Origin of the sequence: Staphylococcus sp. HMSC62D11 (genome assembly GCF_001839145.1) — a bacterium.
Lineage (GTDB): Bacteria > Bacillota > Bacilli > Staphylococcales > Staphylococcaceae > Staphylococcus > Staphylococcus lugdunensis.
Genome location: NZ_KV840195.1, coordinates 64,507 through 82,920, shown reverse-complemented (window position 1 = coordinate 82,920; position 18,414 = coordinate 64,507). Strand labels below are relative to the sequence as shown.

Genomic DNA, 18,414 nt, shown 5'->3' with positions numbered 1-18,414 from the left:
GTTTATTAAATTATACGAAAGTGCCTTATTTTTTTAAGCATTTAAAGGTAGAATTACATGTTAATACGTAGTATTTATGGCGAGACTCCTGAAGGAGCAGTGCCAGTCGAAGACAGGGGCCCCAACAGAGAGAAATGCGAAAAGCATTTCACCAAGCAAAGCAAGTTGTGGTGGGGCCCCGACAGATAGGCTTTCGAAAAGAAAGCCAACGGACAAAGCAAGTTGGGGTGGCTGAGACGGCACCCTAGGAAAGCGAAGCCATTCAATACGAAGTATTGTGAAAATAGAGAACAGCAGCAAGATATTTTCTAATTGAAAATGATCTTACTGCTGTTTTTCTGAGATGTATGTCCCAGACCCTTTTTGTGCCTTTATTATTATGTTATTTTTTTTCAATTTCGATAAGCAGATCACCAGTAGCGATGGCATCACCATTTGCCACAGTGACTTGCTTAATTATACCATTGAATGGTGCTTGTATTGTTGTTTCCATTTTCATAGCTTCAGTTATTAATAACGGTTGATTTACAGAAACTTCATCTCCTACAGCAACTTTAACTTCTGTCACAGATCCAGGCATTTGCGCACCAATATGACTTGGGTTCGTCTTGTCTGCTTTAGGTTTTACATTCACATTTGTTTTAACATTTTCATCTTTAATGTAGATACGTCGTGCTTGACCATTCATCACAAAATAGATTGTACGATTGCCATTTTCATCTGGCTCACTAATCGTTTCCAATTTAATAATCAAACGTTTACCAGTATCAATTTCAATTTCTACTGTTTCTCCATGACGCATTCCAAAGAAGAAAGTAGGTGTATCTAGTAATGATAAATTACCATATTGCTCTTTAGTCGCTATATATTGTTCGTATACTTTAGGGTACAATACATAACTAATTAAATCTTGATCAGTCACTTCTTCTTGTTGTTTATTAGCCAATTCTTTACGCACTGTATCAAAGTTTACATCATCCAGATATTCACCTGGTCGTGCGGTTAACGGCTGCTGACCTTTTAAAATAACATCCCGCAATTGCTTATTAAAACCATTAACTGGTTGTCCAATTTCCCCTTTAAAGTAAGAAACTACTGATTCAGGAAAATCAAGTTTATGACCATCTCTAATCACGCTTTCTTCGTCCAAATCATTTTGAACCATATAAAGTGCCATATCCCCAACAACTTTTGATGAAGGCGTAACTTTAACGATATCACCAAATAAGAAGTTAACGCGGCGATACATATCTTTAACTTCGTCAAAGCGTTCTCCTAAACCTAAACTTTTAGCTTGTTGACTTAAATTTGAATATTGACCACCTGGCATTTCATGTTGGTAAATTTCAGTATTTGGAGATTTAATATCACTTTCAAAATCAATATAATAATCACGCACATGCCCCCAGTAATAACTCAACGTTTCAAGTCCAGCGATATCAGTACGCATATTACGATCAAAGCCATTTAAAGCATAATATAAAGAGTTCGCGCTTGGTTGACTTGTTAAACCACTCATTGATGCGACTGCTGTATCAATAATATCTACCCCAGCATCAATTGCCTCTTTGTATGTCAACAATCCGTTGCCACTTGTATCATGTGTATGCAAATGAATAGGCATATCAACAGCTGCGCGCAATTCGCCAATTAATTCATATGCTGCTTTAGGTTTCAACAAACCTGCCATATCTTTAATCGCTAATATATGGAAACCTTCACGTTCTAATTGTTTAGCTAAATTTACATAGTATTCTAACGTAAAGACATTAGAACGCTCCGGATTTAAAATATCACCTGTATAACAGATGGTACCTTCAGAAATCTTACCTGCTTCTTGCACCGCTTCATTGGCTACCTTCATTTGATCAACCCAATTTAATGAATCGAAAATTCTAAAGACATCTACCCCAGCTTTGGCGCTTTCAGCAACAAATTTCTTGATAACATTATCGGGGTAATTCTTATACCCCACCGCATTCGACGCACGCAACAACATTTGGAATAATACATTTGGAATTGCTTCACGAAGACGTTCTAATCGCTCCCATGGGTTTTCTTTAAGGAAATTATATGCAACATCAAAGGTTGCGCCACCCCACATTTCAAGTGAAAAACTATCTTTAAAGACTTCAGCTGTTTTTGAAGCAATATTCATTAAATCTTTTGTACGTACTCTCGTAGCTAAGAGAGATTGATGTGCATCTCTAAAAGTGGTATCAGTAATTAAGACATCATCTTGTTGACGCACCCATTGTGCAACATGATTTGGTCCATGCTGATCTAACAATTGTTTAGTACCAGACAAACTATTGATTTGTTTCTTTGCAATACGTGGTATAGAAGTCGTTTCATAATCTGGTTTAGGTCTTTGCTGAACATTTGGGAAGCCATTGATTGTAACATTGCCAATGTATTCAAGTGTTTTTGTTCCCCTATCCAGTGTCGGTTGTATATCAAATAATTCAGGTGTTTCCTCAATAAATTTAGTTGTATAATCACCGCTTCTAAATTTTTCATTTCTCATCACATTAATCAAAAATGGAATATTCGTTTTCACACCACGGATACGCATCTCACGTAATGATCGTTCCATTTTTTCTTCTGCTTGTTTAAAAGTCACGGCATGCGTTGATAATTTGACAAGCAATGAATCATAATAAGGTGAAATTTCAGCACCTTGGAATCCATCACCAGCATCCAATCTAACGCCAAAGCCACCACTTGAACGATAAGCAATGATTGTACCTGAATCAGGCATAAAATCATTAGTAGGATCTTCTGTTGTAATGCGGCATTGAATTGCATATCCTAAAGTATGAATATCTTGTTGTTGTGGTAAACCAATTTCCTCACCAAATAAGCTTGCACCATCAGCCACTAATATTTGAGTTTTAACAATATCAATACCTGTAATCATTTCAGTGATCGTATGTTCTACTTGGACACGAGGATTGACTTCAATAAAATAAAAGTCTTCACCTGAAACTAAAAATTCCACCGTACCGGCGTTTACATATTTGATTTTAGTCATTAATTGTAAAGCTGCATTACAAATTTTCTCTCGCAATTCTTTTGACAAACCAACAGATGGCGCTACCTCAACAACTTTTTGATGGCGACGTTGTACTGAACAATCACGCTCATATAGATGCACAATATTGCCAAATTCATCTCCAATAACTTGTACTTCAATATGTTTAGGATTATCAATGTATCTTTCAATATATACTTCACTATTGCCAAAAGATTTTTCAGCTTCAGATTTAGCACGATGAAAGGCATCTTCTAATTCGTTCGCTTCCCTAACGATACGCATACCTTTACCGCCACCACCACTTGTGGCTTTAATCATTAACGGATAGCCCGCCTCATCCGCAAATGCACGAGCACTTTCAAAGTTTTCTATCGGTCCATCTGTCCCTGGTATAACAGGTAAATCCGCATTTATTGCAGTTGTTCTTGCTTTAACCTTATCCCCAAACATATCTAAATGATCTAAATGAGGTCCTATAAATTTAATGCCTTCTTCATGGCATCGATGTGCAAAATGTTCATTTTCACTTAAAAAACCATACCCTGGATGTATGGCATCTGCACCAGCTTCTTTAGCTACAGCTATAATGCGTTCGATGTTCAAATAACTTTCGGCTGGTCCCAAATCTTTACCAACTAAATAGGACTCATCAGCTTTATATCTATGTAAAGAACTTTTATCCTCATTAGAATAAATTGCGACCGTTTTAATATTTAATTCAGTTGCTGCTCTAAAAATTCTTATTGCTATTTCACCGCGGTTGGCAACCAGTAACTTTTTAATGTGTTTCAAAGCAGTGACACCCCTCTTATTATTTGAAAATTCTAACTAATTAGATAATAAAATTTTATCTTAATTTACGCTAAAAAGCCATTAATATTTTGTGAAAATATGCTAACAATACACAAACTAAACTGACCATAAGCGAATAAGTAAAAGTTATTATATATCATAATTTAATTTTATCATCATTCAGTATTTGTTGCTATACTATATCTAAAACTTAGTAAAATAATCATAAATGATTAAAACCAGCTAGGACATACATCTCGCCAAAATAGCATTAAAGATAGTTTGACATATAAAGACAGACTTCAGCATCCCCAACTTGCGTTGTCTGTTGGCTTTCATTTCGAAAGCTTCTTTGTTGGGGCCCCACTTTTAAGTGTTTTGGTGAAGGGCTTCGTATTTTGTCTTAATGGTACTTTAATGATAGAAATAATGAAGAAGTCAATTTCTATTGAGTTTCAGTAGAAATTGACTTCTTCAACTTGTCAGAGGCTTCTATGTAGCAACATCTTGGATGATAAATGATTCAAATAGCTATAAAGATAGATGTTACTACATTATGCGTTTTGGCATACTTTTTTGACGTTGTTTGCGTAATTTATCTTCTTTCTTAATTTGTTTACCAATCATAAGCAATAAGCCAAGTGCAATGCTTAAACTAATCATTGACGAACCACCAAAACTAATAAATGGCAATGGCACACCTGTCAATGGAATGGTTGCAGAAATGCCTCCTAAATTAACAAATGTTTGACTGCCAATATAGCTTGCTACACCAACACATACAAGTTTATTGAAATATGATGTCGTTTTATTTGCAAGTATAAAAGCTCTATAGACAATAAAAAATAATAAGCCTATAACGAATAAACCACCGACTAATCCTAATTCTTCACAAATTATAGCAAAGATGAAATCGGTATGTGGTTCAGGTAAATAACCTAACTTCATCACACTGTTGCCTAGTCCTCGACCAAATAGACCTCCATTACCTATAGCTATAAGTGAGTTAGAAATGTGATAACCCGTTCCAGCCGATGATGCGAACGGATCAACTAATGTACTAAAACGCGCTTGTAAATAGCCAGGCAAATGTCCTGATAATGCCACTATAAGTAATACTATGAAAAAAGCTGCAGCAATAGCCGTTAAGATGATAAAGAACTTTCCTTTGAAAAACTTTTCAAAGCCTAAACCTGAATATAACAATATCGAACCAAATATAATAATAATCAATAATGTTTGCCCAACATCGCGCTGTAAAAAGACAAGCGCTAAACAGAATAAAACTAATCCCACAGGTGCAAATATTAAAGTAAAATCTTTTTTTACTCTAGGCATTTTCCTATCAATAATAAAAGGGATATACATAATAATGGCAATTTTAAGTAATTCTGACGCTTGTAAGTTCATAAATCCGAGGTTAATCCAACTTTTTGAACCATTAATGTTCTTCCCAATAATGAGCGTTAAAAGTAGTAATAGTATGATTGTCCCCATAATACCTACCTGCACTTGAGGGTTTTTCAAAATTTTGCCGTTTAGCAAAAATGCAATGACAAACACAATCGCAAAACTCAAAATAACATAGAGTAATTGTCGATCGTAAAAATACGTACCAGCTACCTCGACGCCACCAGTTAACGTTCCTTTAGTGGCAGCAACCATACTTGCACTATATACCATAACTAATCCAATCAGGCACAATATCACATAAGCTATTAATAATGGATAATCGATAAATTTAGATGTTTTACCAATCTTTCTCATTAAATTTTTAAAATTATTCATAAAGTTGATCATCCAATTCTAAATTTTAAACTAGTTATTCCATCTGAAAAATTTATATTTTAAAATTATGTAAAGAAATCTTTCTAAACTATTATATACTTCAAGCGAGCTATTTCTCAAATATTAACTGACTATAGCTCATAAACAAAATCAAACACAACATTCATCATACTTAACATAAAAGTGACTGAGAATATTAAGTTCAATTAATACTCCAGTCACTTGTCATCAACCCGCATGTATGTATCTTGTTAGTACGCAACACTTAATTATATATAAGTTATTAAAAACAACCATTTATTATTTAACATCTGTAAATGCTTCATGTAATTTTGAAAGTTCTTTCTCAAGTCTTAACATTAAATCTTTGCCATCTTCTTTATCAACAAGCCCAAGTTGAACAGCAAAATCAACTTCTTTTTGTAGGCCAAACATTTGAGTATCGAGAACTTCTTCATATAATGGGCAAGATGGTAACGTTAAATTATCTATTTGAACTTTGATAAGTTGTAATATTCTATCTGCATCTTTGTTTAATTGTTCATATGCCACACTTTTTAAATTAGTTTGGTTCGCCATCACATACTCCCCCTATCCTTAAATATCTTCATGTAAAAAGTTTATCTTACTACATACCAAAAAGCAAGTGAATTTCAGTAAAGGAAATTTTAAATTTATGCTAAAATGAAATCGTAGTTTAAATTTAGGGAGTGGAACATATAATGATACAGATAACAGGTGAAGTTAAATATCCGATTACATTGGATAGTACAACTTGGATTTTTGATGATCGTAAAGTCAGTATTTCTGACCTTGAACAAGGCGTTTTTGACGGATCTAAACCCATTGAATTTGATGATAATAGAGAATGGAATCGTGCCATACTTGAAGGTCAAACAAACCCACCAACACTTAATTCTGAGATTAAATATAAAAAACGTGCCGTCTTAGAGGACTCTTTCGTCATTAATATGACTCCGTTTTTCAAAAATGCTGAACCGCATAATAATGCAACAATGATTCGCTTAATTGATAAAAACCAAGATGCTATCGATGTTCCATTAGATTTACTCCCCTATTTATTTTTCCAATTCGCTAAAGATGGTAAACGTCTCTATGAAGACAATGCTGTTGATAGTTTTGTTTATATACAAAATAAAGGATATGATTACCAGTTTAAGCATATAACTCATATCGAGGTGATTTAATTTGCGTGAAGTGCAATGTATCATTTGTGATCGCAAAGTATTTATTGATGAAGCAACCGTTGAAGCTAAGCGATTACAAAATAATCCTATACGCACGTTTATGTGCGATGATTGTAAGAGTCGACTGGATAAACCTAAACAACGACCTTATACACAAGAGACTCAAAGAAATGCAACAGATAAACGCTGTCACAAACAGCCGAAAAAGTCGCTCAAGAAGAATAAAAAAACTGCAAAGACTAAAAAAACTGATTGAAGTCAATACTTCAATCAGCTTTTTTATATCACTTACTAATCTATTTTATTCGTTATCTTGCATCATTTGTTTTACACGTTTTGCTTCTTTTTCGCGTGCTGCTTTGTTTAAAATTTTCTTTCTCAAACGAATACTTTGCGGTGTTACCTCTACTAATTCATCATCATTAATATACTCTAACGCTTCTTCCAACGTTAAAATTCTAGGACGATTCATTGTTTGTGTTTGATCTTTTGTTGCAGATCGCACGTTTGTTTGGTGTTTTGCTTTTGTTATATTTACAGTTAAATCATTTTCACGATTGTGTTCTCCAACAATCATACCTTCATATACTTCAGTACCTGGTTCCATGAAGTTAACACCACGATCTTCTAAACCTATAATGGCATATGCTGTTGCTTGACCTTGATCCATTGAAATCAATGCACCATTACGACGACCACCAATTTGTGCTTTCACTCGCGGTCTAAACTCTTCAAATGTATGATTGATAATACCGTATCCACGTGTCATAGACATGAATTCAGTTGTGTAACCAATCATACCACGTGCTGGAACCATAAAGATTAAGCGCGTTAAACCATTATCCGTTGTTGTCATATCAACCATTTCGCCTTTACGTGCACCTAATGATTCAATCACAGCACCTGCATTTTCAGAAGGTACTTCACATTGAACACGTTCAAATGGTTCACTTAATACACCATCAATTTCTCTTAAAATAACTTGTGGTTTAGATACTTGAAGCTCGAACCCTTCACGTCTCATATTCTCAATTAAAATAGATAAATGTAATTCTCCACGACCAGCAACAATCCATGTATCAGGAGAGTCAGTTGGTGATACTTTTAAGGAAACATCTGTTTCAAGCTGTTGTTCTAGACGTTCTTGAATTTGACGTGCTGTCACAAAATCTCCTTCACGCCCAGCAAATGGTGAATTATTCACCTTAAATGTCATTTCTAATGTAGGCTCATCAATACGTAACACCGGTAATGCTTCTTGATTATCCGTTGGCGTAACCGTTTCACCTACGTTAATGTCCTCCATACCAGAAACAGCAATTAAATCACCGGCTTGCGCTTCTTCAATTTCCTCACGTTTTAAGCCGAAATAACCAAATATTTTAGTCACACGGAAATTTTTTACACTGCCATCTAATTTAATTAATGAAACATTATCACCTACATGCATTTTCCCTCTGAAAACTCGCCCAATACCAATACGGCCAACGTAATCATTATAATCCAATAATGCTACTTGGAATTGTAATGGTTCATCACTGTTATCAATTGGTGCTGGCACATAATCAATAATTGTTTCATATAGTGATTGCATATTTTCATCTTGTTTCTCAGCATCAAGACTCGCTGTACCATTTACAGCTGAAGCATAAACTACTGGGAAATCTAATTGCTCATCGTTAGCTTCTAATTCGATAAACAAATCTAGAACTTCATCTACTACACCTTCAGGTCTAGCAGATGGTTTGTCAATTTTATTAACAACCACAACTGGTTTTAAATTTTGTTCTAATGCTTTTTTCAATACAAAACGTGTCTGTGGCATCGTACCTTCATACGCATCTACTACTAAAACGACACCATCAACCATTTTCATGATACGCTCTACTTCACCGCCAAAATCAGCGTGTCCAGGTGTATCTAAGATGTTAATTCTTGTTCCTTTATAGTCGACTGCAGTATTTTTGGCAAGAATTGTAATACCACGTTCTCTCTCTAAATCATTAGAGTCCATCGCTCTCTCGTCAACATGTTCATTCTCTCTAAAAATACCCGACTGTTTAAGTAATTCATCTACTAATGTCGTTTTACCATGATCGACGTGAGCAATAATTGCGATATTACGTACATCTTCTCTTCTATTAGTCATATTATTATTTCCTTTCTTAGGTAAACTCCCACTTTTAATTACAACTTTTTTATTATATCATACTATTAAGAAATGATAAGCAAAAGGTGGGGTGGGGTATGCAAAATCAAAAACAAAAATCAAAATCTATATTTTGGATATTATCAATCTTAGCTGTTATATTTTTAGTGCTATTTAGCTTCAGTGTTGGTGCTGGAAGTGTTCCAATGATGATTTTAACACTTATATTACTCATTGCAATATTTGGCATAGGCTTTACACTTAAGAAAAAATATCGTAATAATCATTGGCTATAAACTTCAGATGAATATTAGAAGAGCCTGGAACATCATTCTTGTTCTGGGCTCTGAACTCTATATTGGCAGTAGTTGACTGGATTAAAGATACGCTTATACCAAGTTTTTTCAATCCTAGTCAACCATGCTGGGGCGGGACTTCGAATTTATAATGCATTCTGTTCCGCTCTCTTTTATTTGTAATATTTAGCATGTAATTCTGTTAAAGTTTGTTGATGTGGTAAAAAGAACTGTTGAAGAAGTTCTTCGTAAACTGTTTGATTAGCCATTAAAACAGAATCAGGATGTGTAATCTCTAAAGTTTCTCCTAACAAATTACTTCCCTTGCCACCAACTTCATTTAGTATAATTAACCCGCCAGCAAAGTCCCAAGGTTGCAATCTTGGTGTAATGTATGCTGCTAGTTGTCCTTTAGCTACAGCAATAATTTCAAGTGCAGCACTCCCGTATGCACGGGAACTTCTAGCACGATTTACAACTGGCTGAAAAATCGGCCCAATGATAGGCTTTGTTACCCAGTTAGGATTTATACCAATTAAACTTGATTTTAATTCTGATGTACCAATTGCTTCAAGACGATGATTATTTTCAAAGGCTCCCTCATGTACTTTTGCATGATATAAAACATCTTTCATAACATCATAAACAAATCCTGCATAGGCTTCTCCGTTGTAATAAATACCAATAGAAATCGCAAAATTTTCACGTTGATGCACAAAATTAAGCGTGCCATCAATAGGATCGACAACCCATACTACTCCATCAATATTTCTGATGTTATGTCCATGTCCTTCTTCTCCAATCACCTTATGTTCAGGATAGTTGGAGTGAATTGCCTCATAAATATATGTTTCTGTTGCTTTATCAACATTAGTTACTAAATCATTCGGATTTGATTTCGTTTCAATACTTAACTTTTCTTTCATCATTAATCTAACATTATTGCCTGCTTCTAGTATTAAACTTTTCGCAAAATCATATAGTGCCACGGTACCATCTCCTATTATCTATCATTATACATGATTCCACCTACATTGTTATATACAATACAATTTTGTTTTCCTTTTCAATAGATCTTTAAACGTTATTTCTATAATCAACTTCGAAGTCGAATAGTGTGGACTTATGCTACAATAGTAACAACCTTATTCCATTATAAAGGAGTTAAACAATGACTAAGTATACGTTTAAACAAAAAGATTTTAAAGCATTTGATGTCGACGGTTTAGATGCACGCATGGAAGCTCTAGAAGCGCATGTTAGACCTCAATTACGTGCTTTAGGAGATTATTTTGCTGATTATTTTACATCTCAAACAGGTGAAACATTTTATTCACATGTAGCAAAGCATGCACGTCGCAGTGTTAATCCACCTAAAGACACATGGGTAGCATTTGCAACGAATAAACGTGGTTATAAAATGTTGCCTCATTTTCAAATTGGGCTATTTAAAGACCATCTGTTTATCATGTATGGCGTTATGCACGAAACTAAAGATAAAGCCCAACGTGTTAAGACATTTGATAAACACTTCGATACGTTAACACATTTACCTGAAGATTATCGCATTTGCCTTGATCACATGAAACCTGATAAACCACTTATCAAAGACTTATCCGTCGACGAATTACATGAAGCAATTGATAGAGTCAAAAATGTGAAAAAAGGCGAATTCTTTGTTTCACGTACACTTGCACCAAACGATAAACGCTTAAAAAGCGATCGAGCTTTCCTAAATTTTGTTGAAGAAACATTTAACGAATTTATTAAATTCTACGCATAATTTTAGCCATATAATTATTCTAACCTTGCCACTGACAATGAATCATTTCAAATGTCAGTGGCAGTTTTTTAATTGCGTTTTATTGTTTATGCATTCAACCGATATAGTTGATACTATAACTAGGTGTTATCGTACTGACCAAAAAAATATATATTTTCTTAAATAAGCATAATTTTTTTCTAATAATAAAAAAAGTTTAGGTTGACCTAATTTTTATTTTAGGTTAATATTTATACATCTACTATTAAGGAGTTTTATGAATGAATAAGAGAGACACTACACATCAACCTAAACATCTAAGCTTAGATGAAATTAATAATACGATTAAATTTGATTCAAATGGTACATCAAGCCAAAAATTTCTAGCATTTTTGGGCCCTGGCCTATTAGTTGCTGTTGGTTATATGGACCCCGGAAATTGGATTACTTCAATGCAAGGTGGAGCACAATTTGGATATACCTTATTATTTATTATCTTAATATCCAGTTTATCTGCTATGCTACTGCAAAGCATGACACTGCGTCTAGGGATTGCGACCAGTCATGATTTAGCTCAAATGACAAAACATTATCTTTCAAAACCAGTGGCAATTATTTTCTGGATTATTGCAGAACTTGCCATTATAGCAACAGATATTGCAGAAGTTATAGGTAGTGCCATCGCACTAAATTTGTTGTTAGGCATCCCATTGATTGTTGGCGCGATTATTACAGTCTGTGATGTATTTTTATTACTATTTATAATGAAATTTGGTTTTAGAAAAATCGAAGCCATTGTTGGAACATTAATTTTTACTGTATTAGCCATTTTTGTCTTTGAGGTATTTATCTCTTCTCCAAGTACAACAGCTATTTTAGAAGGATTTGTTCCTCATAAAGAAATCATTACAAATCATGGAATTTTATATATCGCGTTGGGTATTGTTGGAGCTACAATTATGCCACATAATTTGTATCTACATTCATCTATTGTCCAATCACGCCAATATGATAGACACTCTATAAAAGAAAAAGCACAGGCAATTAAGTATGCAACAATTGATTCTAATCTACAATTATCCGTTGCCTTTGTAGTTAATTGTTTATTATTAGTATTAGGTGCATCACTATTTTATGGCGTTAACCAAGATCAACTAGGTGGCTTTTATGATTTATACCATGCATTACGGACACAACCTATTCTTGGAGCTGCGTTAGGTGCTATCATGAGTACACTTTTTGCTGTTGCCTTGTTAGCTTCAGGTCAAAATTCGACCATTACAGGAACATTAGCAGGTCAAATTGTTATGGAAGGTTTTTTAAATATTTCATTACCTAACTGGTTAAGACGTCTTGTCACTCGAGCAATTGCTGTTATTCCAGTTATTATTTGCCTCATCATTTTTAAAGGTAATGAAGAGAAAATTGAACAATTACTAGTATTTTCACAAGTATTTTTAAGTATTGCCTTGCCGTTTTCACTTATACCGTTGCAGCTATCTACAAGTAACAAACAGCTAATGGGACCTTTCGTAAATAAATCATGGGTTAATTATTGCTCATGGATACTTATCATTGTTTTAAGTGTATTAAATGTTTATTTGATTATCGAAACATTTAAAGAATTTATATAAATGGCTCCTAATTTAAAATAAAACTCGATCTATAGGACATGCTAAAGACCGAGACTCGGTAAAAATTTTTCAAAGCGAAAGATTACAAACCCTTTCATTTGGGATTGGTTATGAACGTTCTTCTAGGAGAACCAAGCTATTCAATATGAAGTATCAAGATAAAAAAGCTCGTAGATGATTGTGAAAAATCATTTACGAGCTTTTATTTTATAAATTATGTCTTAAACGCTATTAATATACACGTAATGCTTCAACTTTTCATTTAATAGATATATGGATTTTCTTTCTTTTCTGCATGTTTATATTGTTCTGCATGCCAATCGGAATCATTTTTATATTGGTTTCTTTTAACAATCAACAACACAATAACGATTAACCATAAAATCATTGCAATGATGTTCATACTAAATAGTCCTATTAAAACTGCAGAAATAAATAGAAATATTGCAATAAGTGAACGATTTTTTATCAATGTTGTCGCAGCGATTCCCAATATAGTTGAAAATGCTAAAATGCCTATGAAAAACACCATAATAAAATGAATTAGCTCTGGGGTTACTGTAACGTTTTTACCAGCAAATTGTTTCGCCATTTGTTCATATTCTTTCACATTATTCTTTTCATCTGTTAAAAGCATGGATAAGATATTAAAAAGCAAAAAAATTAGACTTAGACCATTTGCTATCCATGCAATGACCAGCTCTTTCTTTGTCTTCAAATAGCAACTCTCCCTTATTGTACTCAATATCTATCATACTAAAAATATATGTTAAAAGCGAATACATTATAATAATAAAAAGCGGAACATCAGTCTTTATTGACTTGATGCTCCGCGCTTTACTTCATAGTTTATTTTGAATCATCAAGATGACTTTCTTGCTGATCTTTTGCACTATTTTCATGATTAAATATTTGTTTACGCTCTTCATAGTTCATACGTCGCTGATTTACTGCGCTTGGCTGATTTTTACGTTTTTCTTTCATACGCTGATTATAAGCTTTTCGTTTTTCACGTTTTCTTGCTTTAATTTCAGCTTTTTCTTGTTTGCGTTGCGCTTTTAACTCTTTTTTATCTAATACCGGTTCTTGTTGGACAACTGCTTCATTAAATGGGGCAGCTCCTTCATCGCTAAATTCATCTTGATATTTATTCTTATGATATTTTGCCTGTCTTGAGAGTACTTGTGGTGTTTCATCTTCATCGTCTGTTGATTGATAGTCGCTCATAATCGCACGTTTAGGATATTGATCGTATTTATCATCTTCGTTAAATGATGAATTGCTCGTTTCTTGTGGCATGTGATATGCCATGTCGTCGTTAGGCTGATGACGTTCATAATCATCATATATCGGTGGCTGTTGTTGATAATCCGGCTCATTATAGCGATAATCAAAGTTATCATCATAACCAGGATAGCCATATGCAGGTACTATTTCTACCTTATTCTTTCTTGCAAACATCATAATAGCAATGATAAAGAAGAAAATAGGAATGATTAATGTCACAAATAAAAGTACGAGTGGTAGCGTAACAACAGATGCAACTAAAAATAATATTCCTGATAATATTCTAATATTCATTGAAATCAGTGCTAAAAATGAGATGAGCAAACAAATAATAAAATATACTATCACTGCCCAAATACCGTTTTGTAACCAAATTACAAACTGAGTTGTATTAAAACCATTATTACCTAATATTTGTTGAATTAAATCATTGTTATTTAATGTGGCTTCTAAATTCTGTATTGACGTATCATTACTGAATGAAACTAATGCAATAAACATAGTAATAATTGTCATTAGCAACAAGAAAATCCAGCTAAACCATCCAAGTATTTTTTCAGTTAAACGACTTACAGGCCGTTTGATTTGAGTATACTGTTCTCCTGACATTTATTACAACTCCCTTACCATCCTTATCAAATAATTATATCGAATTTTAACTTAAATAACTACAATTTTATGCTACTTTAACGACATTTTAAAATTCAAAAAGCTTTCATTATAATTCCCAAGTGTTCGCTGACCAAGATCTTTATATACTTCTAAGCGGGCTTGTTCTTGTTGTGTTGGATAGAAACGATGATCGTTTCTAATTTCATTAGGTAGTAACTGACGTGCTGCTTTATTTGGTGTCGCATAGCCTACCCATTCCGTATTTTTCTTGCTATTTTCCGCATCTAAAAGGAAGTTTATAAATTGATATGAGCCCTCTTTATTTTGAGCTGTCCTTGGTATCACCATATTGTCGAACCATAGATTGGAGCCTTCTTTAGGAACAACGTAATTATACTTATCGCTTCCTTGCACAAGTGGTGCAGCAACACCACTCCACACTACCGCGATGTTACCTTCATTTTGCTGCAACATCATTGTTACTTCATCACCAACAACGCCTCGAACTTGTGGTCCTAGCTTTTTCAAATCTTGTTCAGCTTGTCGTAAATGTTGTGAATTGGTGTCATTTAAACTATAACCTAATTTATTTAAACTTAATCCTATAATTTCTCGCGCCCCATCGACAAGTAATACATCATTACGATATCGTTCTTGATATAAATCAGACCAATGATTAAATGACGCGTCTGGATATGCTTGTTTATTGTATAATATACCCACTGTACCAAAAAAATATGGAATAGAATATTGATTTCCCTTATCATAAGACTTGTCTAAATAATCTGGGTCTAAATTTCGCATATTAGGTAATTTATGATGATTCAATGGCACAAGTAAGTTTGCACGCTTTAATTTTTGTACCGTATATTCACTTGGAAAAGCAACGTCATAGCGAGTACCACCATTTTTTATTTTGGCTTCCATCGCCTCGTTAGAATCAAACGTTTCATATATAACTTCTATCCCCGTTTGATTTTCAAATTGTTTAATCAATTCAGGATCAATGTATTCTCCCCAATTATAAACATATATTTTTTTGCCAGATTTTGCTTTTTCATGTCCACTAAAAAGATGACTTATCCCTAGACAAAGTAATCCAATAACCAGCGCGCCGCAAACTAATTGAAGAAACTGTTTCATCGTAGCATACCTCTTTTCAATCTAGGTTTACGCTTTAAGGAACGCTGGATACCATAATAACCAACTATACCAATGACGATAACAACAAATAACAGTGTTGAGATCGCATTTACTTCCATACTTATTCCTTTTCTAGCCATGGCATAGACTTCAACTGATAGGACACTAAAACCATTCCCAGTCACAAAAAAGCTAACCGTAAAATCGTCTAATGAATATGTTAAAGCCATAAAAAAACCACCTATAATCGCAGGCATTAAATTTGGAATAAGTACGCGACTTAAAATTTGTGATTCTGTTGCTCCTAAATCTCGTGCAGCATTTAATATATTGTGATTCATTTCATAAAGTTGTGGTAAAACAACAATAACTACAATTGGAATACAAAACGCAATATGCGATGCTAAAACAGTACCGAAACCTAATCCGATTCCCGTAAAATGTCCAAGCGCAGTAAACATAATTAAAAATGAAGCACCGATAACTACATCAGATGACACCATAAGTACATTGTTTAATGTCAATAATGTTACTTTAAGTTTCTTCTGTCTTAAATAGAAGAGTGCTATCGCTCCAAATGTTCCTATAACAGTTGAAATTGATGCAGCCAATAGTGCTACTGCTATTGTATTAAAAATAATTGCCATGAGTTTGTCATTTTTAAATAAGCTTTGATAATGTTCGAACGTAAAATGCTCAAAATGTATCATATTTCCACCAGAATTAAATGAATAAAACATTAGAAAAAATATTGGGACATATAAGATGACCAATAAGATACTTATATATAATTTGCCATACCATTTCACATTGGTCACCTTCTTTCATCGTTAGATTTCGTAATGATAAGGATGAGTGCCATAAATACAATTAAGACGATTGCAATCGTAGCTCCCATACCATAATTTTGAATCACTAAAAACTGTTCTTCAATAGAAGTACCTATGTTGATTACTTTGTTACCTGCAATTAATCGCGTTATCATAAATAACGATAATGAGGGAATAAAAGTAACTTGTACTCCTGTCAAAACACCTTCTTTTGTTAGTGGCAATATCACTTTTCTAAATGTTGTAAATGGGTTTGCACCTAAATCACTAGATGCTTGAATTAGATTTACAGGTATTGATTTCATACTGTTGAAAATCGGCAATATCATAAAAGGAATATAAATATAACTAGCTACAACTAAAAAGGCAGCTGATGTAAATAGCATGTCTACTTTTGGAACATTTAATATTCCAAGTACTTTATTAATCAGCCCATCGTGACTAAGCAAACCAATAAAAGCATATGTTTTTAATAACAGATTAATCCAAGTTGGAATAATAAGTATTAATAACCAGAAATTAGGATTTTTAGCGTTTCTAATAAAATATGCAGTTGGGTAACTGATGAACAGCGTGATCATAGTAATTAATGCGGCATAAAGAATTGAGTCCCAAAACATTTCAAAATACTTATACTGAAATATTTGTTGATAATTAGTGAAACTAAAATGTCCATTTATATCGGTAAATGAAAAATATATTAACAATAATACAGGCAAAATTATGAAGATAATCATCCATAATATATAAGGCACTAATAGTATCTTTTTAATATTACTCATCATCAGTATCCTCATAGCTTTCAATACGTTTATCAAATTCCTCTTCAGTTTCTCCTGGAACCATGATATGAATAGATTCTGGTTCAAAATATAAACCAACTTCACTACCCACATCCGCCTTTTTAGTAGTTTGTATAACCCATTCATAACCCTTTCGATCTACACAACAAATTTCATAATGCACACCTCTAAAGAGCAAAGAATCCACTGTAGCTTTAAACAAACCAGCTTCGGCTTCTATTAAAGAGATATCTTCTGGACGAATCACAACTTCAACCTTTTTACCAGAAGGAATCCCCATATCAACACAATCAAAATCCTGCCCATAAATATTAACTACATAATCTTTGACCATGGTGCCATTTACAATATTTGATTCGCCAATAAAATCAGCTACAAAACGATTCACTGGTTCATCATAAATATCTGTTGGTGTACCAAATTGTTGTATTTTACCGTCTTTCATCACAAAAATGTAGTCACTTAATGCTAAGGCTTCTTCTTGATCATGCGTAACAAAAATAAATGTAATACCCAATCGTGATTGTAATTCTCTGAGCTCATATTGCATTTCAGTACGTAGTTTTAAGTCTAAGGCTGATAATGATTCATCTAACAATAATATTTCTGGCTCATTAACAATCGCTCGAGCTATAGCTACACGTTGTTTTTGACCACCACTCATATCATTAATACTGCGCTGTTCGTAACCTGATAACTTTACTAACTTCAAGGCATCTGTCACTTTTTGATCAATATCTTTTTTAGATAATTTCTTAAGCTTTAAACCAAAAGCAATATTATCATAAACATTGAGATGCGGGAATAACGCATAATCTTGAAAAACGGTATTGACCTTACGTTTATTAGCCGGTAAATTTTCGATAGAACGATTTTGATAAATAATCTCTCCACTGTCTGGTGTCTCGAACCCCGCAATAAGCTTTAAAATAGTCGTCTTACCACATCCTGATGGACCCAATAAAGTATAGAAATAGCCTGATTCAATATCTAAGTCCATATGGTCAAGAATATTTAAATCATCATAGCCTTTACTCACTGATTTAAATGATAATAATGGTTGCATAACGTCA

15 protein-coding genes and 1 pseudogene are annotated in these 18,414 nt (G+C 33.7%); 5 read left to right on the top strand and 11 right to left on the bottom strand.

All coding sequences use genetic code 11. The annotated features are described in order from the left end of the window. Window positions 1-382: 382 nt before the first annotated feature. From HMPREF3267_RS08020 to HMPREF3267_RS08010, 3 genes are all read right to left on the bottom strand, one after another. On the bottom strand, window positions 383-3,829 hold the full coding sequence (locus HMPREF3267_RS08020) for a pyruvate carboxylase (protein ID WP_062077492.1): 3,447 nt from the start codon (window positions 3,827-3,829) through the stop codon (window positions 383-385). A 549-nt stretch (window positions 3,830-4,378) separates the two neighbouring features. Then, on the bottom strand, window positions 4,379-5,617 hold the full coding sequence (gene ftsW, locus HMPREF3267_RS08015) for a cell division peptidoglycan polymerase FtsW (RefSeq protein ID WP_002478357.1): 1,239 nt from the start codon (window positions 5,615-5,617) through the stop codon (window positions 4,379-4,381). Between the two features lie 300 nt (window positions 5,618-5,917). Further along, window positions 5,918-6,196, bottom strand: a complete 279-nt coding sequence (locus tag HMPREF3267_RS08010; protein ID WP_002459406.1) for an Fpa/YlaN family protein — start codon at window positions 6,194-6,196, stop codon at window positions 5,918-5,920. Window positions 6,197-6,339: 143 nt separating this feature from the next. On the opposite strand from HMPREF3267_RS08010, the gene HMPREF3267_RS08005 reads away from it, so the two are divergent. Continuing rightward, entirely contained in the window at window positions 6,340-6,825 is a 486-nt protein-coding gene (locus tag HMPREF3267_RS08005) for a hypothetical protein (protein WP_002459407.1), read from the top strand. A gap of 1 nt (window position 6,826) precedes the next feature. Continuing rightward, window positions 6,827-6,970, top strand: a pseudogene (locus tag HMPREF3267_RS12765) (DUF2197 domain-containing protein); the annotation flags it as partial. A gap of 156 nt (window positions 6,971-7,126) precedes the next feature. Here the strand turns inward: HMPREF3267_RS12765 and typA are convergent. After that, window positions 7,127-8,974 carry a translational GTPase TypA gene (typA, locus tag HMPREF3267_RS07995; RefSeq protein ID WP_002459409.1) on the bottom strand — a complete coding sequence of 616 codons (1,848 nt, stop codon included), beginning with the start codon at window positions 8,972-8,974 and terminating at the stop codon, window positions 7,127-7,129. Window positions 8,975-9,072: 98 nt separating this feature from the next. Here typA and HMPREF3267_RS07990 point away from each other — a divergent pair, with 98 nt between their 5' ends. Beyond that, window positions 9,073-9,270 (top strand): DUF5325 family protein, encoded by a 198-nt coding sequence (locus tag HMPREF3267_RS07990; RefSeq protein ID WP_002478359.1) that lies wholly within the window; start codon window positions 9,073-9,075, stop codon window positions 9,268-9,270. Window positions 9,271-9,443: 173 nt separating this feature from the next. Here HMPREF3267_RS07990 and HMPREF3267_RS07985 read toward each other — a convergent pair whose 3' ends face one another. Next, complete coding sequence (locus tag HMPREF3267_RS07985) at window positions 9,444-10,259, bottom strand: inositol monophosphatase family protein (protein WP_062077488.1); 816 nt, start codon at window positions 10,257-10,259, stop codon at window positions 9,444-9,446. Between the two features lie 182 nt (window positions 10,260-10,441). Here HMPREF3267_RS07985 and HMPREF3267_RS07980 point away from each other — a divergent pair, with 182 nt between their 5' ends. After that, window positions 10,442-11,053 carry a YktB family protein gene (locus HMPREF3267_RS07980; RefSeq protein WP_062077486.1) on the top strand — a complete coding sequence of 204 codons (612 nt, stop codon included), beginning with the start codon at window positions 10,442-10,444 and terminating at the stop codon, window positions 11,051-11,053. Between the two features lie 260 nt (window positions 11,054-11,313). After that, window positions 11,314-12,666 (top strand): Nramp family divalent metal transporter, encoded by a 1,353-nt coding sequence (locus HMPREF3267_RS07975; protein WP_002459413.1) that lies wholly within the window; start codon window positions 11,314-11,316, stop codon window positions 12,664-12,666. A gap of 262 nt (window positions 12,667-12,928) precedes the next feature. Here the strand turns inward: HMPREF3267_RS07975 and HMPREF3267_RS07970 are convergent, their stop codons facing one another. The 6 genes from HMPREF3267_RS07970 to HMPREF3267_RS07945 all read right to left on the bottom strand — a co-directional run bounded on the left by HMPREF3267_RS07970 (window position 12,929) and on the right by HMPREF3267_RS07945 (window position 18,407). Then, window positions 12,929-13,384 (bottom strand): DUF4064 domain-containing protein, encoded by a 456-nt coding sequence (locus HMPREF3267_RS07970; RefSeq protein WP_002478361.1) that lies wholly within the window; start codon window positions 13,382-13,384, stop codon window positions 12,929-12,931. Between the two features lie 131 nt (window positions 13,385-13,515). After that, complete coding sequence (auxB, locus tag HMPREF3267_RS07965; RefSeq protein ID WP_037545960.1) at window positions 13,516-14,562, bottom strand: lipoteichoic acid stability factor AuxB; 1,047 nt, start codon at window positions 14,560-14,562, stop codon at window positions 13,516-13,518. A gap of 72 nt (window positions 14,563-14,634) precedes the next feature. Beyond that, window positions 14,635-15,708, bottom strand: a complete 1,074-nt coding sequence (locus HMPREF3267_RS07960) for an ABC transporter substrate-binding protein (protein ID WP_070823856.1) — start codon at window positions 15,706-15,708, stop codon at window positions 14,635-14,637. Next, on the bottom strand, window positions 15,705-16,517 hold the full coding sequence (locus HMPREF3267_RS07955) for an ABC transporter permease (RefSeq protein ID WP_002459417.1): 813 nt from the start codon (window positions 16,515-16,517) through the stop codon (window positions 15,705-15,707). Before HMPREF3267_RS07955 ends, HMPREF3267_RS07960 begins: the two co-directional genes overlap by 4 nt. Window positions 16,518-16,522: 5 nt before the next feature. Next, window positions 16,523-17,320 carry an ABC transporter permease gene (locus tag HMPREF3267_RS07950; RefSeq protein WP_002493062.1) on the bottom strand — a complete coding sequence of 266 codons (798 nt, stop codon included), beginning with the start codon at window positions 17,318-17,320 and terminating at the stop codon, window positions 16,523-16,525. Next, the gene (locus tag HMPREF3267_RS07945; RefSeq protein ID WP_002478364.1) at window positions 17,313-18,407 is read right to left on the bottom strand and encodes an ABC transporter ATP-binding protein; all 1,095 of its coding nucleotides are present in this window, start codon (window positions 18,405-18,407) and stop codon (window positions 17,313-17,315) included. Before HMPREF3267_RS07945 ends, HMPREF3267_RS07950 begins: the two co-directional genes overlap by 8 nt. Window positions 18,408-18,414: the final 7 nt, after the last annotated feature.